Origin of the sequence: Glaciibacter sp. 2TAF33 (genome assembly GCF_052114945.1) — a bacterium.
Taxonomy (GTDB): Bacteria; Actinomycetota; Actinomycetes; order Actinomycetales; family Microbacteriaceae; genus Cryobacterium.
The window spans coordinates 215,551-237,924 of sequence record NZ_JBFRFS010000001.1 but is presented as its reverse complement, the minus strand read 5'-3'; the positions used below and the strand labels follow the sequence as shown (position 1 = coordinate 237,924).

The window sequence follows — 22,374 nt, the reverse complement described above, 5'->3', positions numbered from 1 at the left end:
CGCGCACAGGTGGCTCGGTTAGGCTGCGGAGATGGACTTTCTGCCCGATTCCGGAACCATCACCATGTTCACCACCAGCTGGTGCGGCTACTGCTCGCGCCTGAAGACGCAGCTCGACAAGAGCGGCGTCGGCTATCGCGAGGTGAACATCGAGGAGGTCGACGGCACCGCGCAGCTGGTGATGAGCCTGAACAACGGCAACCAGACCGTGCCCACCGTGCTGTTCCCGGACGGCTCGGCGGCGACCAACCCGTCGCTCGCCCAGGTGCAGGCCAAACTGGCCTAAGCGGGCAGGTCGCCGTCACCCTCACGGGCGTCGCGGTTCTCCGCCGTCCGCTGCGAGTCGATCGACGGCAGGTTGCGCACGAGATCGTCGATCTCAGCGGCATCCGCTGGCAGTCCGGCTTCGCCCAGGCGCTGCGTGAGCATCGCGACCACGTCGGTGTGCGACTGCCCGATGGTGTCGGCCGCGACCTGGATGAGGATCCCCTGCTTCTTCTGGTCGAACGACCCGTCGAAGCTGCCGTGCTCGATCGGTGCGTCCTGCGTTCCGTTTCCCATGCGCCCATGCTGCCACCAGTTCCGCGAACCCGCACTTGTTGGGGTTATGAGGCCCTGATAAACCCAACTACTGCGGTTTCGCGGAGGTGAAGACGGGGGTTAGCCGAAGAGGACGGCGGCCTCGTCGTAACGGGCCTGGGGAACCGTCTTCAGGCCGCCGGTCGCGTCCGCGATGCTCACGATGTTGATGTCGGTGCCAGAGAGCGACACCATCGAGCCCCACTGCCCGGCGTAGATGGCGTCGATCGCCGCCATGCCGAGGCGGGTGGCCAGCACCCGGTCGTACGCCGACGGCGCCCCGCCGCGCTGGGTGTGGCCGAGCACCGTGGCGCGCGACTCGATGCCGGTGCGTGACTCGATCTCCGGCGCGATGAGCTCGGCGATGCCACCGAGACGCGGCCGGTTGAACGCGTCGAGTCCCTTGTGCGAGTGCGCTTCCTCCATGCCGGCGAGCAGGAACCCCTCCGACACGACGACGAGCGGGGCACGGCCGCGATCGCGCACGTGCTCCACCCAGGCACAGATCTGCTCGATGGACTTGGGCTGCTCGGGGATAAGGATGGCATGCGCGCCTCCGGCCATGCCGGAGTGCAGCGCGATCCAGCCGACGTGGCGGCCCATCACCTCGACCACCATGCAGCGGCCGTGCGACTCGGCCGTGGTGCGCAGGCGGTCGATGGCCTCGGTGGCGATCTCGACGGCGGTGTCGAAGCCGAACGAATAGTCTGTGGCGGCCAGGTCGTTGTCGATGGTCTTGGGCACGCCCACGATCTTCAGCCCGGCATCCGTCAAGCGCCGGGCCGCGGTCAAGGTGCCCTCGCCGCCGATCGCGATGACCGCGTCGATGCCCTCCGCGTCGAGGGTGCGCTGGATGTTCTCCGGCCCGCCGTTCTCGCCCTCGAACGGGTTGGTGCGGGAGCTGCCGAGGATTGTGCCGCCCTGCTTGGAGAGGCCGCGCACGCTGTGCCGGTCGAGCTTGAGGAAGTCGCCCTCGACCAGCCCCTTCCAGCCGTTGTGGACCCCCACGAATTCGGCGTCGTGTGCGAGCACGCCCTTGAGCACGGCGCCGCGGATGACCGCGTTGAGGCCGGGGCAGTCGCCACCGCTGGTGAGGATACCGATTTTCATCTCGTGAAGCTCCTTCATGCGAACAGAATCATGTCGGCTCCATCACCGTCTACACATCATGGTGCGCCGGGTGGCCAGACTCAAATTCGTTCAGCGGATGCCGCGTGGCGGCTTCGCCTACAACTTCCCGTCCAGCGCCTGGGTGAGCAGGAAGATGAGGGCGCTCGCCTGCACCGAATCGGCGGAGCCGACTTCTTCTTCCGACCCGTCCAGCGCCCGGGCGGCCAGCCCCTGCTTGCTGCCGATCAGTTCGGCGATGCGGGCGTCGATGGTGTGGGCGGCGATGATCCGCCAGGCGGTCACCGGTTCATCCTGCCCGATCCGGTGTACCCGGTCGATGGCCTGCGTCTGCTCGGCGGCGGTCCAGCTCAGCTCGGCGAGCACCACGTTCGAGGATGCCTGCAGGTTGACGCCGACGCCCGCCGCGGTGAGCGAGCAGACCGCAACGGCAACCTCCGGGTCGTTGTTGAACGCGTCGATGGCGGCCTGGCGTTCGAGCGCCGACTGGTCGCCGCGGAGCGACACGGTGCGGAGGTCGCGCTTGGCGAACGTCTCCTCTGCGATGTCCATGACGTCGATGTGCTTGGCGAAGAAGACGACCTTGCCCACCGACCTGGCCAACTGGGCGGCGTAGTCGGCGGCGAGGCCGGCCTTGGCCTGGCCGATCTTCCGCACCATGGTGAACACGTTCTCCCCCGTGGTGACGCCCTTGGACTCTTCGAGTTCGGCGTGGGCGACGGCGCGGACGAAGGCGGAGCGCTGGTCTTCGTCCGGCACCATCCGCTTCGACCCGGTGGACCGGGCGGTGACCAGCGCCTGGTAGCGGGTGACCAGCCGGGCCGCGAGTTCGCGCTCGGCCTGGCGGATGGACCGGCCCAGGTCGTCGTCGAGTTCAACCGGCAGGTCGGCGATGCGCTTGGCGGGAAGGTCGGCGGCCACGTCGACCTTCCGTCGGCGCACGATCCCCATATCGATGACGGATGCGCGCGCCTCGGCATAGAAGCCGTGTTCGGCCGGGGTCAGCCCGGTCTCCTCCAGCTTCGCCATCAGCTTGGCGGTCGGCTTGTCGCCGTCGATCCAGCCGAGGAACTGCCAGATCGCCCGGAAGTCGTCCACGTCGTTGATCAACGGCGTTCCGGTCAGGGCCATCAGCAGCGGATTGCCGCCCGGGGTGCGCTTCCGGATCTGCTCGGCCAGGGCCAGCACGTGCTTGGAACGCTGGGACTGCTGGTTCTTGATGAAGTGCGCCTCATCGACGACCATGCCCTTGAACCCGAGGGTGCCGAGCCAGGCCAGGTGCCGGTCGAGCACGTCGTAGTTCACGATCACCACATCGGCGAAGGCGTCCAGGCTGTCACCGTCGCCGTGGATGACGGTGGCCCTGCGGTGCGGGGTCCACAATTCGACCTCGCGTGCCCAGTTCATCTTCACCACGTTGGGCACCACGGCCAGCAGCGGGTAGGCGCCGGCGACGGATGCCGCGAGCAGGCTCTGCGCGGTCTTGCCCAGTCCCGGTTCGTCGGCGAGCAGGTAGCTGCGGTGGCCGAGCCTCGCGCTCTCGATGAAGCGGGCCTGGTGGCGCATCAGTTCCATGCCCCGCGGGGCGAGGCGGTCGATCGGTGGCGCTTCGGGCAGGTCCATGCTGGCGGCCTGTCCTCCCGACCCGTACTCGAAGGATTTGAACAGCGGCCCGAGGAGCTCCCAGTTGGCGAGGCGGCGCACGGGGACGACCGGTTGCGGCTGCAGTGCGCTGAAGTCGGGGGCCAGGAACGGGTTCGCCAGCTGCCTGGCCTTCACCGACTGCGGGATCACCTGGTTCTCGGGGAGAAGCGGCTTGGCTTCTGGCTCACGGGTGATGATGAGTTCGTCCGGGCTGAGTTCGGCGCCGGACTCGAGCAGCCAGTCCCGGCGGAAGCGCTGCGCGACGGTGGAGACTGACGCATCAGGCTCGAGCAGGGTGATCAGGCTGGTGTCGCGCGCCGCAGTCTTCGCAAGGATCTGGGCGATGCCATCGAGACGCTTCAGCAGTTCCGGACGGTCGGCGTCCGCCACCTCGGGGCTGGTCTTGACCCTGGCGCGTTCTTCGCGCATCAGCAGTGCGATGACCTGGAACTTGGTGCGGTTGGTGGGACCGAGCTTCCCCTTGCCCTGGGCCTTCGCCTCCACCTCGCGCACCTTGCGGGCAAGGATCGGGATGATGGGCGCGTCGTCATCGTGCGAGCGGGTTCGGGTACGGTTTCGGCCGCCACTGCTGGTGCCGGTGCTCGCACGTCCGCTGAAACCTGACTGCTGGCGGGAGTAAGCCATTGTTCTCACTTCACGAAAGGAGCAGCATCCGTAGACGACTGCTCGTCGATACGCCGAAACCCTGAATCGAGCAGCATGTCGACTGCGTCACGCGATCGGGAGCGTTGCGGCTCACGAGCGTTGTCACGCAGCCACACGGTCGAGACGGTGACCGGGTTCTCCGGGCGTGTACGCAAGTCTACGCCCGGCGAACACCGCTCTCACGCGTCATTCGGCCTTCACGGGCACTTTGGTTCGGATTCCCACCACGATGAAGGCGAGCGCCGCGATGAATTGCGCAGAGACCCAGCCCTGGCCGTGCAGGTCGATCACGAACACCGGGTTCCAGATCACCGCGATCGGCACCAGCACGACCAGCCACCACCACGCCTTCGCCTGGACGACGAAGATGCAGATGATGATGGCGAGGATGCTGACCACATAGCGGATGATGATGAAGCTGTCGACGTCGAGGAGCGCGAGCCCGGCGAGGAGCGCGATCGCGCCCAGCAACCCGGGGGCAAGGGCCGAGCGGGTGAAGGTGGGTTCTGCCGGTGTGCCCTGCCTGCGTTGCACCGGTTTCTTCGGAGCCATCATCAGACGCCCCCTCCCCCGCCGCCGCCGCCTCCGCCGCCGACCGACCCGCCGCCGCTGAAGCCGGAACTCGACGAGCTGGTGGCAGTACCGGACCAGGTTGATGTGGTGCTGCTCGCGAAGGCGCTCACGCCGGCCGCGAAGTACACCGCATTGAATGCCCCTGACCCGTAGTACCAGTCAGGCTGGGACCCGCTTCTGGCGTAGTAGTCGCCTAACACCCTGGACCACTGCTTCTCCTGGTTGAACAGCACCGCGTATGGGAGCACGCGTTCGTAGAGCTTCAGGACCTGCAACGGCCAGTTGGATTCATCCCCGGCGGCCAGGGGGATCTGGGCCGGCGGGTCAGGCCGGTATGGGGACCGGAGGGCGCCCTGCGGGCTTTGCAGCACGCGGAGCCGATCGGTTTCGGCAAGCTTGATATACAGGCTGAGGCCCTTCAGGTAGTCGCGCAGTTCCGCGCCGGCCGAAGTGAGCGGGCGGACGGTGTAGCCGGTGACCAGCGTTCCGGCTGTGACGATGATCGACAGGAACAACGTGAGCAGCGGCCAGCCGCCGCCCACCTCGGTGGCCAGGGCGATGACGCTTCCCACCACGCCGATCACCCCTGCGACGATCGCCGCCGCGGTCAGCCAGCGCCGCGCCGAACCGCCGCGGTGCTCCCGGAGCCCCTCGGCGAAGACCCGCTTCCCGGCAGAGCGAAGCGCGGATTGCAGGCCCTTCGACAGCGCCGCGTCTTTGTCCGTGAGGTCACGAATGGTGCCGGGCTGGAGTCCGGGGAACAGGTGAGACAGCACGGAATGCTCGGTCGCGTCAGCCCCGTCGGCGTGGGCGAATTCGAGCAGGAAGTGCTTCGTGCCCTCTCCCTCGAGGACACGCACGTTGCCGCGGACGGCGAGGCTGATGAACTGGGCCGCCATCGATCGGCTTTTCGCGGCGGAGCCGGCGATGTCGCCGGCGGTCAGCAGGTTCACGCCACGGGGCGGGAGGTACTCAGCGATGATGGTGGGCCGACCGGGTGCGCTGCTCCAGCGGGTGAGCCGGATCACGGCCGCCGTGGCCAGGGCCAGCAGACCGGCCAGGGCGCCGGCCAGGCCGAGGCTGGGGAACGGGTTCGCGGTGAAGGAATCGTCGCGCGGGACGAAGGTGCCGGATTTGAAGCCGACGTCGATGGTGAGGCCCTCGTGTGCCGCGAGATCCGCCGCCGTCGCCTCGACGCGCCATCCGTCGCGGTCTGCTTCGCCGCTGATGTTGTCGCAGGCCGCGGTCGACCCGGTGCCCCCGGTGAAGCAGGCGGTATCGCCGGTGAGGTGCGGCACCAGCGTCGGGTCTATGTGCAGGGTCGCGGTGACCGCGCCGAAGGGCTGGGCCCAGCCGGTGCCGTTCACCTGCCAGTAGAACTCCTCATCGTCAGCGTCGTCCGGGTACAGGATCACGTGCCGCTGCGAGTAGGTGATGACGTAAGTCTGCGGCCCGTGGACGAAATCGTCCGCGGCAATCGTGACAACGAGGTAGTCGCCGCTGTCGTCGCTGTCATCGTCGGTCTCGAAGCTGCGCGGGGTGCCGTCCGCGTCGGTCACGGCCGTGACCGTGAGGTCGGTCGGGTGTCCTCGGTAGTGGGTGGGAATGGCGCGACGGATGCCGTGGTTCTGGTTGATCTCCGGGAACCGGGCGACGATCGTCTCCGTCGTGAGCAGGGTGGAGTGCCCCTCGGAGTCGCGGCCGAGGCGGTAGTCCGAGTGCCAGGAGTCGAAGCTGAAGTCGTCGGTGCCGGTGTGCGCCGCGGCGGGGACGGCGGGGGCGGCGGCGGACGCGGCAGTGGTGGCGGCGGGGACGGATGTCAGCGCGGCGGCCGGTGCGGCGACGGTGAAGAGTGCGGCGATGCCGAGAATCGACGTCACGGCCAGGCGAGCAAATCGACGCATCCCCCCACACTAGCGAAGCGGATGCCGCGCTTCTGACACCCCGCACATGCCGCCCTGCGCGGCTGATCGCCCGCCCGCGAACGCCGATTCGCCCGAATCTGCTGTGTTCCGGCAGCGACGACAGCAGAAGTGGGCAAATCGGCGGGGCAGTCTTGGTTTGTATACCCATGGGGGGTATATTCTGGGTGCATGAGCGACCGCGAGCACATCCCTACTCCCCAGCACCAGGCGCACGATGAACCCGTCGACGTCTGCCATGACGACACGCACGCCGGGCACGACATGCGCACCGGGCACGCGGGGCACGACACGCACGCCGGGCACGACATGCACACCGGGCACGCGGGGCACGACGCCCACGCGGGGCACGACATGCACACCGGGCACGCCGGGCACGCGGGGCACGGCGATCACGCGGGCCAGTTCCGGCGCCTGTTCTGGATCATGCTCCTGGTCGCGGTCCCGACAGTCTTCTTCAGCGGCATGTTCGCCGACATCCTCGGCTACCCACTGCCGGACTCGGTACTCGTCACCTGGATCTCCCCCGTCCTCGGCACTGTCATGTTCGCCTGGGGCGGCACGCCGTTCCTGACCGGCGCCGTCTCCGAGCTGCAGGCGAAAAAGCCGGGCATGATGCTCCTGATCGCCCTCGCGATCACCGTCGCCTTCTGCGCCTCCTGGGGGTCGCGCCTGGGCCTTCTCGACCGCGAACTCGACTTCTGGTGGGAACTCGCGCTTCTCATCGTGATCATGCTGCTCGGCCACTGGATCGAGATGCGCTCGCTGGCGCACACGTCGACCGCTCTCGAATCCCTCGCCGCCCTGCTTCCCGACGAGGCCGAACGCGTCGACGCCAGCGGTGACACCGTGAGCGTGGTCCCCCCCACTGACCTCCGAGTCGGGGACATCGTCATTGTGCGCCCCGGCGGCCGGATTCCCGCGGACGGCGACATCACCGAAGGCACGGCGGACGTCGACGAGTCCATGATCACCGGCGAGTCGCGCCCGGTCAGCCGCGGCCCCGGCGCCCGCGTCGTCGCGGGCACTGTGGCCACCGATACGGCGGTGCGCGTGCGGGTCACCGCGATCGGCGACGATACCGCGCTGGCCGGCATCCGTCGGCTGGTAGCGGATGCGCAGAACTCGTCGTCGCGCGCGCAGCGCATCGCCGACACGGCCGCCGGCTGGCTGTTCTGGTTCGCCCTCGGCGCCGGCGTGCTCACGGCGATCGCGTGGACCATGCTCGGCCACCCGGACGACGCCGTCATCCGCACCATCACGGTGCTCGTGATCGCCTGCCCGCACGCCCTCGGGCTCGCGATCCCGCTCGTCGTGTCGATCGCCACCGAGCGTGCGGCCGCCGGTGGTGTGCTGGTCAAGGACCGCCTCGCCCTGGAGAGCATGCGCACCGTGGACACCGTGCTGTTCGACAAGACCGGCACCCTCACCCGCGGCGAGCCCGTGGTCACCCACCTTGCCGTCCCGGCCGGCCAGTCGGAGCCTGAGATGCTCGCACTGGCCGCATCCGTCGAGGCCGACAGCGAGCATCCGTTGGCGAAGGCGATCGTCGCGGCGGCACAGGCGCGCAGCTTGAGCGTTCCCGCCGCGACCGGCTTCCAGGCGTCGGCCGCGCTCGGCGTGACGGCGACCGTGGCCGGCCGAAGGATCAGCGTCGGCGGACCGGCCATGCTGGCCGGCGACGGCGCCGAAGCCCTGGGCATGACCGAGTCCTGGGCCGCAGAGGGCGCGATCATCCTGCACGTGCTCGCGGACGGCGACGTGGTCGGAGCCATCGGTCTCGCCGACGACGTGCGCCGGCAATCCCGCCAGGCGGTCGCCGCCCTGCAGGCGCGCGGCATCCGCGTGGTGATGATTACCGGTGACGCCGAGGCCGTCGCACACTCGGTGGCGGCGGGACTCGGAATCGACCGGGTGTTCGCAGGGGTCAAACCCGGTGACAAGGCGGCGATCGTGGCGGCATTGCAGCGGGAGGGACGCCGAGTCGCGATGGTAGGCGACGGCATCAACGATGCGCCAGCCCTGGCCCAGGGGGACGTCGGCATCGCCATCGGAGCGGGGACGGATGTCGCCATCGCGTCGGCCGGGGTGATCCTCGCCAGTGACGACCCGCGGTCGGTGCTCGCGGTGATCGAGCTCTCCCACGCCAGCTATCGAAAGATGAAACAGAACCTATGGTGGGCCGCCGGCTACAACCTGCTCTCCGTTCCACTCGCCGCCGGGGTGCTGGCACCGGTGGGGTTCGTCCTGCCGATGGCCGTCGGCGCCATCTTGATGTCAGTGTCGACGATCGTCGTCGCCCTCAACGCGCAACTGCTGCGGAGACTCGACCTGCGGCCGAACGCCATCACACCTGGAACGGACCTCGATGACTGACCACACGCACGACGGCGCCCACGGCTACATCAGCAACAAGGACGACTACCTCAAGCGGCTGCGGCGGATCGAGGGCCAGGCCCGCGGGCTGCAGGGCATGGTCACCGACGAGAAGTACTGCATCGACATCCTGACCCAGGTCTCGGCGATGACCAGCGCGCTGCAGTCGGTGGCGCTGGGGCTCTTGAACGACCATCTGAGCCATTGCGTCGTCGACGCGGCCATCGCCGGCGGCGCGGAGGCCGAGGCGAAGATCAAGGAAGCCTCCGACGCGATCGCGCGCCTGGTGCGGTCCTGACGCCGGACCGCGCCACTACACCTGTTGGACCGGGATTGCGCTGGTGACCGGTGGCCGCTCGAAAATGTCCTCGACGGCGGGCTTCAGGACCGCGATCCAGGCGTCGTAGCCCGCGTCCGTGAGATGAAGCCGATCCTCAGAGTACGCGGGGTCAAGCTCGCCGTCCGGCTGCGCGAGCGTCGGCCACAGGTCGAGGTAGACCACCTTCTGCGTCGGAGCGAACTGCCACAGGTGGCGATTGATCGAACGGATGGTGGGGGCGTATTCGCGTTCCCGCGGCACCACCGACTGGATGATCAGGCGGACCGAGGGCAGGCCCCTGCGGAGGAGAACCAGGATCGTCTCAATGTTGCGCACGATGTACTCGTCGGACCGTCGCCAGCCCACGTCGTTGGTTCCCACCTGGAGTACCACGGCGTCCGGGCGCAACTCGGCGATTTCCGGCAGGCGCGCCATGACGTCGTCGGTCGTGTTGCCGCTGACGCCCAGATTGTGCACGGTGTATCCGTGGAACCATTCCTCCCACCGCCCACCGGCGGTCAGGCCGTCTCCGACGAAAGCGATCGATCCCGACATCTTTGCCTCCACCCTCATCATGCACCGAACGCGCGATGCTGGCTAGGGTCGCCGGTGCGCGCTCCCGGCTCACCATCAGGTTCCGGTCGACGTCGCCGCCAACCAGGCATCGAGGTCACTGGGAATGTCGGTGATGATGCCGTCGACCCCGTGCGCGCGCACCTCGCTCCAGGTGTCCTCCGAGTTGAGGGTGTAGCAGATCACCCCGAGCCCGGCCCGGTGAAGCCGGGTGACGGCATCCGGTGCCAGCGCCACCGCCTTCGCGGTCGTCGCCAGTGCCAGGACGCCGAAGCGGCGCGCCATCGGCACCGGATCTGCCGGCAGCTCGCGCACCAGCATCACCCGTGGGAACTGCGGGGCGACCTGCTGGAGATTGACCAGGGTGTCGATGCTGAACGCCTGCAGGACCACCTGCGAGCGCACGCCGTGCCGGTTGATCAGCTCGACCACCCCGCGCAGCTGCTCGGCGCTCCAGCCGAACTTCAGCTCCACCAGCGCCTTCTTCTCCGACGTTGCGAGCAGGGCGAGGAACTGGTCGAGGGTCGGAATGCGGGTTCCGGCGTAGGCCGCGCCGTACCAGGTACCGGCGTCCAGCTTCGCCAGCTGTGCCGCGGTGTGCTCGGAGACCTGGCCGCGCCCGTTGGTGGTGCGCTCAAGGGTGACGTCGTGGAACAACACAGGCACGCCGTCCCTGGAGAGCTGTACGTCGGTCTCCACGAACGCCATCGGCCCGGCGAGGGCGAGTTCGAACGCGGGCATGGTGTTCTCCGGCGCCAGCGACCGGTCGCCCCGGTGCCCGGCGATGAACGCAACGTCACCCGGTGCCCGGAGGGTGCCGAATACATCCGCTGCGTAGACCTGGCCGGAGACGGAACCCAGGATCAGGACGGCGCTGAGGGCAGCGGTCGCCGTGACCGCGAGGACGACCGACTTCACCCGTGTGGGCCGGAATGCGCCCAGTCCCGCTTTCTTCAACCACGAGCCTTCCTGGCTGCTCGCGGCGACGGTGCGGCGGGCAGTCCCGCCACTCTATTGGGTCCGTTACCCGTTCGTTACATTCCCGCGCCCCCCAGCTCAGGGGGGGATGCCGCCGGTTTCGTCGAGGCCACCGGTTTCACCGCTGCGGCGGTGATCCGGTTGGCCATCCCGGCGAAGATGACCCCGTGGAAAGGCAGGATCGCCCACCAGTACAGGCGTCCGCCGAGACCGCGGGGGAAGAACACCGCGCGTTGGCGGTAGACCGAGCCGTCGTCATCCGCTGCCGGTTCGGCTTCCATTTCCAGCCAGGCACGACCGGGCACACGCATTTCAGCGCGCAACCTGAGCAGCCGGCCGCGGTCGATCCGCTCGACGCGCCAGAAGTCGAGCGCGTCGCCGGTGTGCAGGCGGTCGGGGTGGAGCCGGCCGCGGCGGAGTCCGACACCGCCGACGATCTTGTCCATCCATCCGCGGAGCGCCCAGGCGAGCGGGAACGAGTACCAGCCGTTCTCCCCGCCGATGCTTTCGATGACACGCCACAGGTCGGCCGGCGCCGCACTGGTGCGGCGCTCCCGCAGGTCGGTGTAGACCAGGTGGCCGGCCCAGTCCGGGTCGCTGGGAAGCGCATTGCTCGAGGCGCCGTCGGCCGACGACCTGCCCACCGTGGCGTTCTGCCAGCTCGTCTCGACCTCGCCGTCGCGCATCCGTCCGAGCGCGAGGCTGACCGCACGGCGGTAGCCGGTGAGTCCGCCCGGCGGCGGCGGAATGTAGCCGTCGATGTCGTTGTCGTGCATCACGCAGTCGTACTGCAGCGACTCGATGATCGGGATCGCGAGGCGCCTCGGGATCGGCGTGACCAGGTTCACCCACTGCGCGGCCAGCCAGGGCGTCAGCACCGGCAACGCTGCGATTGGACGCTGCCGGAGCCCGGCCTCGAGGGCGTATCCGTTCATCATCTGGCCGTAGCGCAGCACGTCGGGGCCGCCGATGTCGAAGCTGCGGTTGACCTCCGGCGGGAGCTCGGCGGCCTGGATCAGGTAGTACAGCACGTCACGCACCGCGATCGGCTGGATGAGGTTGCGCACCCATTTCGGCGCCGGCATGTACGGCAGCACGTCGGTGAGGTGCCGGATCATCTCGAACGACGTCGACCCGGAACCGATCACCACACCGGCCTGCAGGGCGACGGTGGGCACGCCGGACTCCAGCAGAATCCGGCCCACCGCCTGGCGCGATCTGAGGTGCGGCGACAGTTTTCCCTCCGCCGGGTGCAGTCCGCCGAGATAGACGATCCGGGAGACGCCGGCCGCGGCCGCACCGTCGGCGACGGCGTGGGCGGATGCCCGTTCCGTCGCCTCGAAGTCGCCGCCCGCGCCCATCGAGTGCACCAGGTAGTACAGCACGTCGACTCCGTCGCAGGCCGTGCGCACAGCGGCAGGGTCGGTCAGGTCGCCCTGCAGGATCTCCACGTCGCCCGCCCACGGCACGTCCCGCAGCCGTTCGGGGGTCCGCACCATCACCCTGACCCGGTAGCCGGCTTCCAGCAGGCGCGGAACCAGTCGGCCGCCGATATAGCCGGTCGCCCCGGTCACGAGCACCGTCGTCGGCACGCTGGTCGTCGGCACGGTGGTCATGGCCGGAGCCTACGCCCGCTTCGCCCGGGCACAGCACTTCAGCGCCGTCGCGAAACGCCTCGGCGTCGCGAAAACCGGATGCCGGCGCTTCGGAGTACGACTTCCTCCGATTCTGGGTTACCGGGGCGCGATTCGTCCGGTTTCCGCGACGCGACCGCCGTGCTGTGCGCTAGATCAGGCCCTTGGTGTGCCACACCGTCTTGGTCTCGGTGAAGGCGGTGATCCGGTCCAGCGACGGGGTCGCGGCTTCCGGACCGTTCTCGGGCGGCAACACCCGCTTGAGCGTGTCTGCGGCCGCGATCTGCAGGTCGATCCAGTCGAGGGCGCCGGCGCCGACGAGGTCGAGTGCGTTCACGTCGGCGTGGCTGGCCAGCCACGGCGCGATCTCGGCGGGCGAGCCGGTGAGCACGTTGACCACCCCGCCTGGCACGTCGCTGGTGGCCAGCACCTCGGAGAGGCTGATCGCCGACAGCGGCATGCTCTCGTTGGCGATCACGACAACGGTGTTGCCGGCGACCAGCGGCGGCGCGACCGTGCTGACGAAGCCGACCAGGGAGCCGGCGCCCTGCGGCGCCACAATCGCGACGACTCCGGTGGGCTCTGGCACCGAGATGTTGAAGTAGGGCCCTGAGACCGGGTTCGCGTTGCCGGCGACCTGCACGTACTTGTCTGCCCAGCCGGCGTACCAGACCCAGCGGTCGATGGCGTCGTCGACCTGCGCCGAGGCCGCCGCCGTGCTCACGCCCTCTGCGTGCACGATCTCGTCGACGAACTGGGCACGACGGCCTTCCAACAGTTCGGCGATCCGGTACAGCACCTGCCCGCGGTTGTAGGCCGTGCTGCCGGCCCAGCCGCCGAGCGCGGCCCGCGCGGCAACGACCGCGTCGCGGGCGTCCTTGCGGGAGGCCTTCGCCGCGTTGGCGAGGAAGTCGCCGTTCTTGGCTGCGACCGCGTAGACCCGCCCGGACTCGCTGCGCGGGAACGTGCCGCCGATGTAGAGCTTGTAGGTCTTGGGAACAGCGAGACGGGTCACTTGGCGGCCTTCTTTCGTGCGGCGGGCTTCTGCGTGGGGGAAGCAACGGCGGATGCGTCGGTCTCGACCGCGGTGATCGAGCGCGTGGTCTCGCCGGTGGCGGTGACAGCGCGCCGTCCGGGGCGGGAATCGGCGGGCTTCAGGTACGCGGCAAGCCCGTGGCGGCCGCCCTCGCGCCCGTAGCCGGACTCCTTGTAACCGCCGAACGGGCTGGCCGGGTCGAATTTGTTGAAGGTGTTCGCCCACACCACACCGGCGCGGAGCTTGTCGGCGACCGCGAGGATGCGGCTGCCCTTGTCGGTCCAGATGCCGGCGGAGAGCCCGTATGGGGTGTTGTTGGCCTTGGCGATGGCCTCCGCCGGGGTGCGGAAGGTGAGCACCGACAGCACCGGGCCGAAGATCTCGTCGCGGGCGATGCGGTGGCTGGTCGACACGTTGGTGAAGATGGTCGGGGCGAACCAGAACCCGTTCTCCGGGATCTCGCATTCGGCGCTCCAGCGCTCGGCGCCCTCCTGTTCGCCGATGTCGGACAGGGCGCTGATGCGCTTCAGTTGCGCTGAACTGTTGATCGCACCGATATCGGTGTTCTTGTCGAGCGGGTCGCCGAGGCGGAGGGTCGAGAGCCGGGCCTTCAGCCGGTCGACGACCTCGTCGTGGATCGACTCCTGCACCAGCAGCCGGCTGCCGGCGCAGCAGACCTGGCCCTGGTTGAAGAAGATGCCGTTGACGATGCCTTCGATGGCCTGGTCGATCGGTGCGTCATCGAAGACGATGTTCGCGCCCTTGCCGCCGAGCTCGAGGGTGATCTTCTTCTCTGTGCCGGCCACCGAGCGCGCGATGGCGCGGCCGACGGCTGTGGACCCGGTGAAGGCGACCTTGTTGACATCCGGGTGGTTGACCAGCGCCTGCCCGGTGTCACCGGCACCGGTGATGATGTTCACAACCCCGGCGGGCAGATCGGCCTGCTGGCAGATCTCCGCGAACAGCAACGCGGTGAGAGGAGTGGTCTCAGCAGGCTTCAACACCACAGTGTTTCCGGCGGCGAGGGCCGGAGCGATCTTCCACGCCAGCATGAGCAGTGGGAAGTTCCAGGGGATGACCTGGGCTGCCACGCCGAGCGCGGCCGGGTTCGGCCCGAGGCCGGCGTGGTCGAGCTTGTCCGCCCAGCCGGCGTAGTAGAAGAACCACGCCGCCACCAGCGGAACGTCGACGTCGCGGGTCTCCTTGATCGGCTTGCCGTTGTCCAGGCTCTCGGCCACGGCCAGTTCACGGGCGCGCTCCTGGATCAGGCGGGCGATGCGGAACAGGTACTTGCCGCGGTCGCTGCCGGACAGGCGCGACCAGGTGGTCTCGTAGGCGCGACGGGCCGCGGCGACGGCGGTGTCGACATCCGCTTGGTTGGCATTGGCGACCATCGCGATGCGCTTCTCGGTGGCCGGTGAGATAGTCTGGAACGGCGTGCCGTTGCCGGCGACGAATTCGCCGCCGATGAAGAGGCCGTAGTCGCTCCGGAGGTTGAGGATCGCCTGCGACTCGGGGGCCGGGGCGTATTCGAGGAAGCTCATGGTTCGGTCCTAATCAATCGTTACGTAGTCGGCGCCGGAGTAGTGCCCGGTGCTCATCTTCTGGCGCTGCAGCAGCACGTCGTTCAGCAGGCTCGACGCTCCGAACCGGAACAGGCTGGGCACCAGCCACTCCTCGCCGACGGTTTCTGCGACGGTCACGATGTACTTGATCGCGTCCTTGGAGGTGCGGATGCCGCCGGCCGGCTTCACCCCGATCTTCTCGCCGGTGAGGCGGTTCCAGTCGCGCACCACCTCGAGCATCGACAGGGTGACCGGCAGCGTCGCCGCCGGCGTTACTTTGCCGGTCGAGGTCTTGATGAAGTCGCCGCCGGCGAGGATCGCCAGCCAGGAGGCGCGGCGGACGTTGTCGTAGGTGTTCAGCTCGCCGGTCTCGAGGATCACCTTGAGGTGCGCGTAGGTTCCGTTCGTACGGCGGCAGGCCTCCTTGACGGCGACGATCTCGTCGAAGACCTGGCCGTAGCGGCCGGAGAGGAACGCGCCACGGTCGATGACCATGTCGATCTCGTCGGCGCCGGCCGCGACGGCGTCGGCGGTGTCCGCGAGCTTCACCGCGAGTGAGGCCCGCCCGCTCGGGAACGCGGTGGCGACGGCGGCGACGTTGATGCCGGCATCCGTTTCGGCGGAGTGGGCGGCGCCGAGCGCCCGCACCGCGTACGGGACCATGTCGCCGTACACGCACACCGCGGCAACGCGTGGGCAGGACGGGTCGGCGGGGTCAGGGGTCATCGCCTTGGCGACGAGCGAACGCACCTTGCCGGGGGTGTCAGCGCCTTCGAGGGTGGTGAGGTCGATCAGGCCGATGATGGTGTCGATGGCCCACTTCTTCGACGTGGTCTTGATCGAGCGGGTGCTTAGCGAGGCAGCGCGCTGTTCGAGCCCGACCGCGTCGACGCCCGGGATTCCGTGGAGGTAGCGGCTCAGGTTCGCGTCTGTCGCCTCGCCGCCGAGGAGCGACAGGGTGCGCTCCCGCGTGGCGAGCTGGGTACTCGTGGTCATGAGGTGTCCTTGGCTTCTGTCGGAGGTGTTGATGGACTAGAGGTCTTCGCCAAGGATGGCCCTGGCGGTGTCTTCATCGGTGACGAGCACCGAGCAGAGGCGGCTGCCCACGACGGCGCGGGCCACGGCGTGCTTGGAGTTGCCGGCGATCACGGCGATGGCGAGCTTGGCGGCGCGCAGCTGGTCCAGGCCGATGCCGATCGTGCGCTCGTCCAGCGCCGGGTCGACGATGTTGCCGGCGCTGTCGATGTAGCGGCCGACGATGTCCCCGACCGCGCCCTTCTGCACCAGCTCGGCGATCTGGTCGGCGGTGAGGTAGCCGCTGTCGACCAGCGCGGAGTGCTCGTCGGCCTGGCCGGCGCTATAGAGGTAAGCGGATGCCCCGGCCGCCATCTCGAGGACCGCCGCGACGGCGCGATCGGATTCGATGGCCTGCTTGGTTTCCAGCCGCTCCAGGATGGCCGGGCTCGGCAGCAGCGTGGCCGAGCCTGACGCCTTATGCGCGATGGTGACGGCGGTGGTCGCCGCGGTGCCGGCACGCTTGTTGAGGCTGACGCCGCCGTTGATCTGCACCACGTTGACGCCCGGCGCCCAGTCCTGCTTGAGGTGCAACGAGACATCGTGCAGGGTGCGGCCCCAGCTGATGCCGAGGGTGCGCGGGATCGGGCGGAGGCTGGCCAGGTAGTCGGCGGCGGCCTGCGCGGTGCGGGACTGCAGTTCGTCGTCGCCCGACACACCGGCCGCGGAGACGACGATCGCGTCAGTGAGCCCGGTGGCGTCGCGGAGTCGCCGCTCAACGGGAAGCCGGCGGGCCCGCGGGTGCACGATCTCGATGCGGATGAATCCGCTCGCCTTCGCCTGCGCGAGCAAGCGTCCCACCTTCCAGCGGGTCAGCCGGAGGATCGACCCGATCTCGTCCTGGGTCTTGTTCTCCTCGTAATAGAGCTCCGCGGCGCGAATGGAGAGCAGCTCATCGGTTTCGATCATCGGCGCGCACTCCTTCCCACATCTCCCCCAGCCTAGGCGCACTCGCCCAGCCGAACAACACCTGTAGCCCATCTTGCTCATATGAGCAGCCTAGGTCCCGCGAACCTGCACTTGTTGGGCCTAAAAAGCCCTCATAAACCCAACAAGTGCGTTTTCGCGGGGGCGCGGCCGTAGGATCTGACAATGCGCGTCAGCCCACCGTCCCCGAGCTACGTCCTTGCCGTCGACCTCGGCGGCACCAAGGTGGAGGCCGCCCTCGTCGACGCCGACGGGGTCGTCCTCGCCGGGAGCCGGCATCGTGCCCCGACCGGGCGGGATGCGACCAGCGACGAACTCACGACGTCTGTCACCCGCGCCGTGGGCAAGGCCCGCGCCGGCCTTCCCGCCGATGCGACCCTGGCGGGGGTGGGCATCGGCTCCGCCGGCCCAATCGAGCTTGCCCACGGCACCGTCTCGCCCCTGAACCTGCCGGCCTGGCGGGAGTACCCGCTCCTCGACCTGGTGCAGAGGCTCCTCCCTGACGCCGAGGTGCGCCTGCGATTGGACGGCCAGTGCATCGCGCTCGCCGAACACTGGGTGGGTGCCGGGCAGGGCGTCGACAACCTGATGGGCATGGTGGTCTCGACCGGCGTCGGCGGCGGCTTGATCCTGAACGGGTCTGTGGTCACCGGGCCGACCGGCAACGCCGGGCACATCGGGCACGTCGAAGTCGGCGGCTTCGACGACGCCTGCCATTGCGGTGGACGCGGTTGCCTGGAGGCCATCGCGTCCGGGCCGAAGACGGTGGCATGGGCCCAGAGCCAGGGCTGGAGCGGATCCACCGGTGAGGAGCTCGCCGCCGCCTACGCGGCAGGCGACGAGGTCGCCCGGCGCGCCGTGGAACGCAGCGGCCGGGCGATCGGCCACGCCGTGGCATCCGCGACCAACCTGGTCGACCTCGACCTGGTCGCGATCGGCGGCGGCTTCTCGCACGTGACACCCGACCTGTTCGACTTCGCCCGCGAGGCAATCGCCGAGCGCACCGAATTCCCGTTCGCGACGCGGGTGCGACTGGTACCCTCAGCGCTCTCCGGCGAGGGGCCGCTGATCGGCGCGGCTGCGCTCATCCACCGCGCGGGGCTGGTGGCCTGAGAATCCTCCGGACGGCGTCCCAGGCGCGTGAGGGGTCACAAATCGACGTTGCGGAGTGCCGGGAAGGTCGATCTGTGACCCCTCACGAAAAGACGGGGTCCCCGGCGTGGGAGAGCCGGCAACCGGGGCGGGTCACCCCTGGCGGGCCAGGTCATCCTCGAGCATGTGCGGGCGCGAGATCACCACGGCGGAGACGGTGGCGGCCAGCGCGGTGACAATGAGGGCGATCAGCGGCCAGGTCCAGCCTCCGGTCGTCTCGCGCAGGATCCCGACCACGATCGGGCCGAGCGCGCCCATCGTGTAGCCGACGCTCTGCACGAACCCGCTCAGTGCGACAGAGCCATCGTGGGTGCGGGTACGGAGGTTGATCAGCACCAGCGACAACGGGAACAACAGCGGCCCGAGGCCGGCGAACGCCGCCCACAGCCACGGCGCGACCGACGGCGCCAGGAGCAACCCGAGGTCGCCCGCCAGGAAGGCCGCGACCCCGACGAGAACGATGGGGCCGACATTCTTCAGCCGCGCGGTGAGCACCGGGATGATGAGGGCGGTCGGGATGCCCATGGCCGCGTAGAGGGACAGCAGGATGCCGGCCTGGCCGGCCGAGACGCCCGCGGTCTCCCGCAGCAGTTGTGGCAGCCAGGCGAACATGGCGTATGCGTTCAGCGATGACACGGTGAAGACGATCGTGATGGCCCAGGCCACGGAGGAGCGCCCGATCCGCCCGAGCACCGCGGGCCGGGCCTCGTCGACCCCGGCGTCGTCGACGGATGGCTGTTGCGCCATGCGCGGCCGCGCGCGTTCGCGCACCAGCAGCGTCACCCACGGAACGAGGGCGAGGAGGGCCAGAAGCGCCCACTGGCCGATGGAGACCCGCCACCCGGCGGAATCGGCGACCGGGACGGCCAGGAGCGGCGGCACCAGCGTGCTGAAGGAGAGCACCGTCGCGTAGAGCGAGGTGACCAGGCCGACCCGGTCGGGGAAGTACTTCTTCACCAGCGGCGGCAGCAGCACGTTGCCGATACCGAGCCCCGCGAACGCGATCACACTCCCGACCAGCAACACCGGGAGCGAGCCGGCCAGCCCACGGAGCAGGTGGCCGGCCAGGATGGCGGCCAGGGCGAGCACCAGCATCCGCTCCAGGCCGATGCGGCGGGTGAACACCGGGGTGAAGATGCCGAACACGGCAAAGCAGACCGGCGGCAGCATGCCGAGTACGCCGATGGCCAGCGCGCCGAGCGAGATGTCGGCGCTGACCTCGCTGACGATCGGCGAGAGAGCGGTGACCGCGGTGCGGAGGTTGGCCGCGACGAGGATGATCCCCACCAGGGCGAGGGTGCGACCGCCCCAGAGCCTGCGGGTTGGGGCGTCGGTCACCGATCAAGTCTAGGGTGGATGCCATGGCCGATATCGCCAAGTACCTGCCGCTCAGCCAGCGGCCGCCGGCCGACGAGTCCGCCGCCAATGCCGACTGGCGGGGGCACCTCGTTGCGACACTCACCGCGACCGCCGACCTGCTGGCGACCCTCACCCCCGAGCAGTGGGAGGCGCAGAGCCTGTGCGCCGGCTGGCGGGTGCGCGATGTCGCGGGACACCTCGTCTGGCGGGTCGGCAGTCCCACCCGGGAGCTGGTCGGAGGAGGGATTCGGGCCGGCTTCGACGGGCGCCTGGTCACCCCGCACCGCGTGGTCGACGTGCTCAGCCGCGCAGCGGCCGAGGCCGAACCCGCCGAGCTGGTCGCACGCATCCGTGACATCGCGGCAGCGAAGGCGTCCGGCGTCGGCCGGCACGGCATCTCGGAACTGGCCGAGGCCGTCGTGCACGGCTACGACCTGGCCCATCCGCTCGGCCTCGCGCTGCCGGTGGCTGCGACGGCGTCGGGCGCGGTGGCGCTGCGACGGAGCCTCACCGCGCCGACCGAGATCAAAGCGGTGGTGCGCACGCGCACCCTGGTGGCGGCGGATGCCGGCTGGCGCGTCGGCCACGGACCTGAACTCACCGGCACTGCCGAGGGCGTGGTCCTGTTCCTGTTCGGCCGCCTGCAGCCCTGACGCGGCGGGCTCACCCTCCGGCGGCCGGCTGGGTCACCCGGCCGGCTGGGTTGGTCGCGGACTCGACGAACGCATCGCCCCCGTACTTCGCGTTGGCCACGCTCATCACCGCCGGCCAGATGCGGTGCCTGGCGTCGGAGATGAGGCCGCTTGCCACGCGCTGGTGCCGCTGGTCCAGCGACCCGGTCACGGCGACGACCGCCACGGTGGTGGCCACCTTGGTACTGGCTCCGCTCATCCAGGTGTCCTTGGCACCGTCCGTGGTTCCGGTCTTCGCGATCATCGGCAGGTTCGGCAGGGTGCGCGCGTTCGACGGGGCCGCCGTGCCGCGGGTCATCACCTGGTGCAGCGCGAAGGCCATCCCGGCCGCGACAGACGGGTCGACAGAGGGCGCGCAGGTCGACGTGGGCGGCGGGATCTCCGCGCCGTCCCGGCCGACGATCCGGTCGATGGCGATCGGCGTGCAGGTGACCCCCTGGTTGGCGATGCCGGCGAACGCAACGGCCACACTGAGCGGCGCGACCTCGTTCGTGCCGATCACGCTGGCGGCGCTCTGCCCGAGCGGGTCGCCGTCGGCACGGTGCATGTCGAACGCCTCGGCGGTCTTGCGGATGCCGCAGAGGTCCAGCCGCTTGGCCATGCCGATGAATCCGGTGTTGATCGACCTGATGGTGGATTCCAGGGCGGTGTAGTTGGGGGCGTTCTCTCCCACCTCGTCGTTCAGCGGGTTGAACCCCTCTTTGTCGTAGTTCTGCGGGCCGAGGCAGCTGTCCTGGAAAGTGCCCCAGTTGGCCTTGCGCCGGGAATCGACCCGCTCGTTCAGCGAGTGGCCTTCCTTGAGCCATTCGGCGAGGGTGAAGATCTTGTAGGTCGAGCCGGGCTGGAAGCCGCTTGAACCGCCGTAGTCGTAGTCGGTGTTGTAGTTGATGCCGGTGAAATTGGCGCCGGTGGCCTGCACCGCCGGGTCCTGGCTGTAGTCCTTGTTCTCTGCCATCGCCAGGACCCGGCCGGAGCCGACCTGAACGCTGGAGACGACGGCCCCCAGGTCACCGCCACCGTAGACGGTGGGGATGTTCGCGGCGATCGCGGCCTCGGCGGCGTTCTGCAGGTCCAGGTCGAGGGTCGTGTAGACGTTGTAGCCGCCGCGGCGGAATTTGAGCATGCGGGTGTCGGCGTTGTCGCCGAAAGCGGGGTCGTTTTGCAGGATGTGGAGCACGTAATCGCAGAAGAAGGCGCTTCCGCCGGCCGTCTGGCATCCGGTGCTCGGCTCGTGGATGCTCGGCTCCACCGGCACCGCCACCGCGGCGCGGTACTCCTCCGGCAGGATTTTCCTGTACCGCAGCATCTGGCCGAGGACGTAGTCGCGGCGCTGTTTGTTGGCCGCGTAACCGTTGGCGGCCCCGTTGGCCTGGCTCTCCGGCCGGTCCAGCTGGAACTTGAACGGGTTGTTCACGATCGCCACCAGGCTCGCCGCCTGCGGCAGGGTGAGCGCCGCGGCGCTGACGCCGAAGTAGTATTCGGCCGCGGCCTCGATTCCGTAAACGGTGCCGCCGAAGCCGGTGATGTTCAGGTACTGGCGGAGGATCTCATCCTTGGTGTACTTGCCCTCGAGCCCGACCGCGAGCCGCATCTCCTTGAGTTTGCGGTCGGCTGTGGTCTCGGTTGCGGCGTCGTAGCATCGTTGCTGGGCGACCTTGTCCGACTCGGTCTCGCAGCGCTGCACGAGCACGTTCTTGACGTACTGCTGGGTGATCGATGAGCCGCCCTGGATGTCACCGCCGACCACGGTGGTCACCGCGGCGCGGAGGGTGCCCTGGAGGTCCACTCCCCCGTGTTCGTAGAACCGCGGGTCCTCACTGGCGACCGCGGCATCCTTCACGTACTGGCTGATCTGCTCCCAGCCGACCTCGACCCGGTTCTGGTCGTAGAAAGACGCCAGCAACCGGGGGGCGCCGTCACTTCCGGTGGCGTAGATGTTGCTCTTCTCCGACAGAGGCTCGATCGAGAGGTAGTCGGGGAGGTTTTCGAACACGTTGATGGTGTTCGTGGTCGCGATGGCCGAGACGGCGACCACCGGGACCATGGCGGCCACCACGAGCACCGCCGCCAGGACGCTGGCCACCAGGAAGCCGACCAGGCCGCCCAGCACTCCGAAGGCGGTGCGTCTTCTGGTTACCGCCGCGTTCGATACATCCCTGGTTTCCATGGCCCGTTCC

The 22,374-nt window shown here is 69.0% G+C and carries 19 protein-coding genes; 5 read left to right on the top strand and 14 right to left on the bottom strand.

From position 1 onward, the window contains the following. Positions 1 to 31 precede the first annotated feature (31 nt). Complete coding sequence (locus tag AB4Y94_RS01185) at positions 32 to 286, top strand: mycoredoxin (protein ID WP_441723937.1); 255 nt, start codon at positions 32 to 34, stop codon at positions 284 to 286. Here the strand turns inward: AB4Y94_RS01185 and AB4Y94_RS01180 are convergent. From AB4Y94_RS01180 to AB4Y94_RS01160, 5 genes are all read right to left on the bottom strand, one after another. Beyond that, positions 283 to 561: a hypothetical protein gene (locus AB4Y94_RS01180; RefSeq protein WP_441723936.1), complete on the bottom strand. Its 279-nt coding sequence runs from the start codon at positions 559 to 561 to the stop codon at positions 283 to 285. The two genes, AB4Y94_RS01185 and AB4Y94_RS01180, sit on opposite strands and share 4 nt — an antisense overlap. Positions 562 to 660: 99 nt before the next feature. Continuing rightward, on the bottom strand, positions 661 to 1,689 hold the full coding sequence (locus AB4Y94_RS01175) for a 6-phosphofructokinase (protein ID WP_441723934.1): 1,029 nt from the start codon (positions 1,687 to 1,689) through the stop codon (positions 661 to 663). 117 nt (positions 1,690 to 1,806) lie between these two features. Then, on the bottom strand, positions 1,807 to 3,996 hold the full coding sequence (locus tag AB4Y94_RS01170; RefSeq protein WP_441723932.1) for a DEAD/DEAH box helicase: 2,190 nt from the start codon (positions 3,994 to 3,996) through the stop codon (positions 1,807 to 1,809). Positions 3,997 to 4,203: 207 nt separating this feature from the next. Then, complete coding sequence (locus AB4Y94_RS01165) at positions 4,204 to 4,572, bottom strand: DUF6804 family protein (RefSeq protein WP_441723931.1); 369 nt, start codon at positions 4,570 to 4,572, stop codon at positions 4,204 to 4,206. Beyond that, positions 4,572 to 6,494 (bottom strand): DUF2207 family protein, encoded by a 1,923-nt coding sequence (locus tag AB4Y94_RS01160; protein WP_441723929.1) that lies wholly within the window; start codon positions 6,492 to 6,494, stop codon positions 4,572 to 4,574. The genes AB4Y94_RS01165 and AB4Y94_RS01160 overlap by 1 nt, the downstream gene beginning before the upstream one ends. A 189-nt stretch (positions 6,495 to 6,683) precedes the next feature. Between AB4Y94_RS01160 and AB4Y94_RS01155 the strand changes: the two genes are divergently transcribed. After that, positions 6,684 to 8,888: a heavy metal translocating P-type ATPase gene (locus tag AB4Y94_RS01155; protein ID WP_441723928.1), complete on the top strand. Its 2,205-nt coding sequence runs from the start codon at positions 6,684 to 6,686 to the stop codon at positions 8,886 to 8,888. After that, positions 8,881 to 9,186 carry a metal-sensitive transcriptional regulator gene (locus AB4Y94_RS01150; protein WP_441723926.1) on the top strand — a complete coding sequence of 102 codons (306 nt, stop codon included), beginning with the start codon at positions 8,881 to 8,883 and terminating at the stop codon, positions 9,184 to 9,186. Before AB4Y94_RS01155 ends, AB4Y94_RS01150 begins: the two co-directional genes overlap by 8 nt. Before the next feature lie 15 nt (positions 9,187 to 9,201). On the opposite strand, the gene AB4Y94_RS01145 is transcribed toward AB4Y94_RS01150, so the two are convergent. The 7 genes from AB4Y94_RS01145 to AB4Y94_RS01115 all read right to left on the bottom strand — a co-directional run bounded on the left by AB4Y94_RS01145 (position 9,202) and on the right by AB4Y94_RS01115 (position 16,976). After that, positions 9,202 to 9,762 (bottom strand): GDSL-type esterase/lipase family protein, encoded by a 561-nt coding sequence (locus tag AB4Y94_RS01145; protein WP_441723924.1) that lies wholly within the window; start codon positions 9,760 to 9,762, stop codon positions 9,202 to 9,204. A gap of 75 nt (positions 9,763 to 9,837) precedes the next feature. Beyond that, positions 9,838 to 10,737 (bottom strand): glycerophosphodiester phosphodiesterase, encoded by a 900-nt coding sequence (locus tag AB4Y94_RS01140; protein WP_441723922.1) that lies wholly within the window; start codon positions 10,735 to 10,737, stop codon positions 9,838 to 9,840. A gap of 77 nt (positions 10,738 to 10,814) precedes the next feature. Next, positions 10,815 to 12,374 carry an SDR family oxidoreductase gene (locus AB4Y94_RS01135; protein ID WP_441723920.1) on the bottom strand — a complete coding sequence of 520 codons (1,560 nt, stop codon included), beginning with the start codon at positions 12,372 to 12,374 and terminating at the stop codon, positions 10,815 to 10,817. Positions 12,375 to 12,543: 169 nt separating this feature from the next. Then, positions 12,544 to 13,407, bottom strand: a complete 864-nt coding sequence (locus AB4Y94_RS01130) for an aldehyde dehydrogenase family protein (RefSeq protein ID WP_441723918.1) — start codon at positions 13,405 to 13,407, stop codon at positions 12,544 to 12,546. Beyond that, the gene (locus tag AB4Y94_RS01125) at positions 13,404 to 14,972 is read right to left on the bottom strand and encodes an aldehyde dehydrogenase family protein (protein ID WP_441723916.1); all 1,569 of its coding nucleotides are present in this window, start codon (positions 14,970 to 14,972) and stop codon (positions 13,404 to 13,406) included. Before AB4Y94_RS01125 ends, AB4Y94_RS01130 begins: the two co-directional genes overlap by 4 nt. Positions 14,973 to 14,981: 9 nt before the next feature. After that, the gene (deoC, locus tag AB4Y94_RS01120; protein ID WP_441723914.1) at positions 14,982 to 15,989 is read right to left on the bottom strand and encodes a deoxyribose-phosphate aldolase; all 1,008 of its coding nucleotides are present in this window, start codon (positions 15,987 to 15,989) and stop codon (positions 14,982 to 14,984) included. A gap of 36 nt (positions 15,990 to 16,025) precedes the next feature. Continuing rightward, the gene (locus tag AB4Y94_RS01115) at positions 16,026 to 16,976 is read right to left on the bottom strand and encodes a sugar-binding transcriptional regulator (RefSeq protein ID WP_441723912.1); all 951 of its coding nucleotides are present in this window, start codon (positions 16,974 to 16,976) and stop codon (positions 16,026 to 16,028) included. 183 nt (positions 16,977 to 17,159) lie between these two features. Here AB4Y94_RS01115 and AB4Y94_RS01110 point away from each other — a divergent pair, with 183 nt between their 5' ends. Further along, on the top strand, positions 17,160 to 18,107 hold the full coding sequence (locus tag AB4Y94_RS01110) for an ROK family protein (protein ID WP_441723910.1): 948 nt from the start codon (positions 17,160 to 17,162) through the stop codon (positions 18,105 to 18,107). Between the two features lie 132 nt (positions 18,108 to 18,239). Here the strand turns inward: AB4Y94_RS01110 and AB4Y94_RS01105 are convergent, their stop codons facing one another. Then, complete coding sequence (locus tag AB4Y94_RS01105; RefSeq protein ID WP_441723908.1) at positions 18,240 to 19,484, bottom strand: MFS transporter; 1,245 nt, start codon at positions 19,482 to 19,484, stop codon at positions 18,240 to 18,242. 23 nt (positions 19,485 to 19,507) lie between these two features. On the opposite strand from AB4Y94_RS01105, the gene AB4Y94_RS01100 reads away from it, so the two are divergent. After that, complete coding sequence (locus tag AB4Y94_RS01100) at positions 19,508 to 20,158, top strand: maleylpyruvate isomerase family mycothiol-dependent enzyme (RefSeq protein WP_441723906.1); 651 nt, start codon at positions 19,508 to 19,510, stop codon at positions 20,156 to 20,158. A gap of 10 nt (positions 20,159 to 20,168) precedes the next feature. On the opposite strand, the gene AB4Y94_RS01095 is transcribed toward AB4Y94_RS01100, so the two are convergent. Beyond that, positions 20,169 to 22,364: a transglycosylase domain-containing protein gene (locus AB4Y94_RS01095; protein ID WP_441723905.1), complete on the bottom strand. Its 2,196-nt coding sequence runs from the start codon at positions 22,362 to 22,364 to the stop codon at positions 20,169 to 20,171. Positions 22,365 to 22,374 lie beyond the last annotated feature (10 nt).

Excerpts from the sequence above, each read along its gene's own strand:
- AB4Y94_RS01185 (WP_441723937.1), top strand. The coding sequence starts at position 32 with ATGGACTTTCTGCCCGATTCCGGAACCATCACCATGTTCACCACCAGC.
- AB4Y94_RS01180 (WP_441723936.1), bottom strand. The coding sequence starts at position 561 with ATGGGAAACGGAACGCAGGACGCACCGATCGAGCACGGCAGCTTCGAC.
- AB4Y94_RS01175 (WP_441723934.1), bottom strand. The coding sequence starts at position 1,689 with ATGAAAATCGGTATCCTCACCAGCGGTGGCGACTGCCCCGGCCTCAAC.
- AB4Y94_RS01170 (WP_441723932.1), bottom strand. The coding sequence starts at position 3,996 with ATGGCTTACTCCCGCCAGCAGTCAGGTTTCAGCGGACGTGCGAGCACC.
- AB4Y94_RS01165 (WP_441723931.1), bottom strand. The coding sequence starts at position 4,572 with ATGATGGCTCCGAAGAAACCGGTGCAACGCAGGCAGGGCACACCGGCA.
- AB4Y94_RS01160 (WP_441723929.1), bottom strand. The coding sequence starts at position 6,494 with ATGCGTCGATTTGCTCGCCTGGCCGTGACGTCGATTCTCGGCATCGCC.
- AB4Y94_RS01155 (WP_441723928.1), top strand. The coding sequence starts at position 6,684 with ATGAGCGACCGCGAGCACATCCCTACTCCCCAGCACCAGGCGCACGAT.
- AB4Y94_RS01150 (WP_441723926.1), top strand. The coding sequence starts at position 8,881 with ATGACTGACCACACGCACGACGGCGCCCACGGCTACATCAGCAACAAG.
- AB4Y94_RS01145 (WP_441723924.1), bottom strand. The coding sequence starts at position 9,762 with ATGTCGGGATCGATCGCTTTCGTCGGAGACGGCCTGACCGCCGGTGGG.
- AB4Y94_RS01135 (WP_441723920.1), bottom strand. The coding sequence starts at position 12,374 with ATGACCACCGTGCCGACGACCAGCGTGCCGACGACGGTGCTCGTGACC.
- AB4Y94_RS01125 (WP_441723916.1), bottom strand. The coding sequence starts at position 14,972 with ATGAGCTTCCTCGAATACGCCCCGGCCCCCGAGTCGCAGGCGATCCTC.
- deoC (WP_441723914.1), bottom strand. The coding sequence starts at position 15,989 with ATGACCACGAGTACCCAGCTCGCCACGCGGGAGCGCACCCTGTCGCTC.
- AB4Y94_RS01115 (WP_441723912.1), bottom strand. The coding sequence starts at position 16,976 with ATGATCGAAACCGATGAGCTGCTCTCCATTCGCGCCGCGGAGCTCTAT.
- AB4Y94_RS01110 (WP_441723910.1), top strand. The coding sequence starts at position 17,160 with ATGCGCGTCAGCCCACCGTCCCCGAGCTACGTCCTTGCCGTCGACCTC.
- AB4Y94_RS01100 (WP_441723906.1), top strand. The coding sequence starts at position 19,508 with ATGGCCGATATCGCCAAGTACCTGCCGCTCAGCCAGCGGCCGCCGGCC.
- AB4Y94_RS01095 (WP_441723905.1), bottom strand. The coding sequence starts at position 22,364 with ATGGAAACCAGGGATGTATCGAACGCGGCGGTAACCAGAAGACGCACC.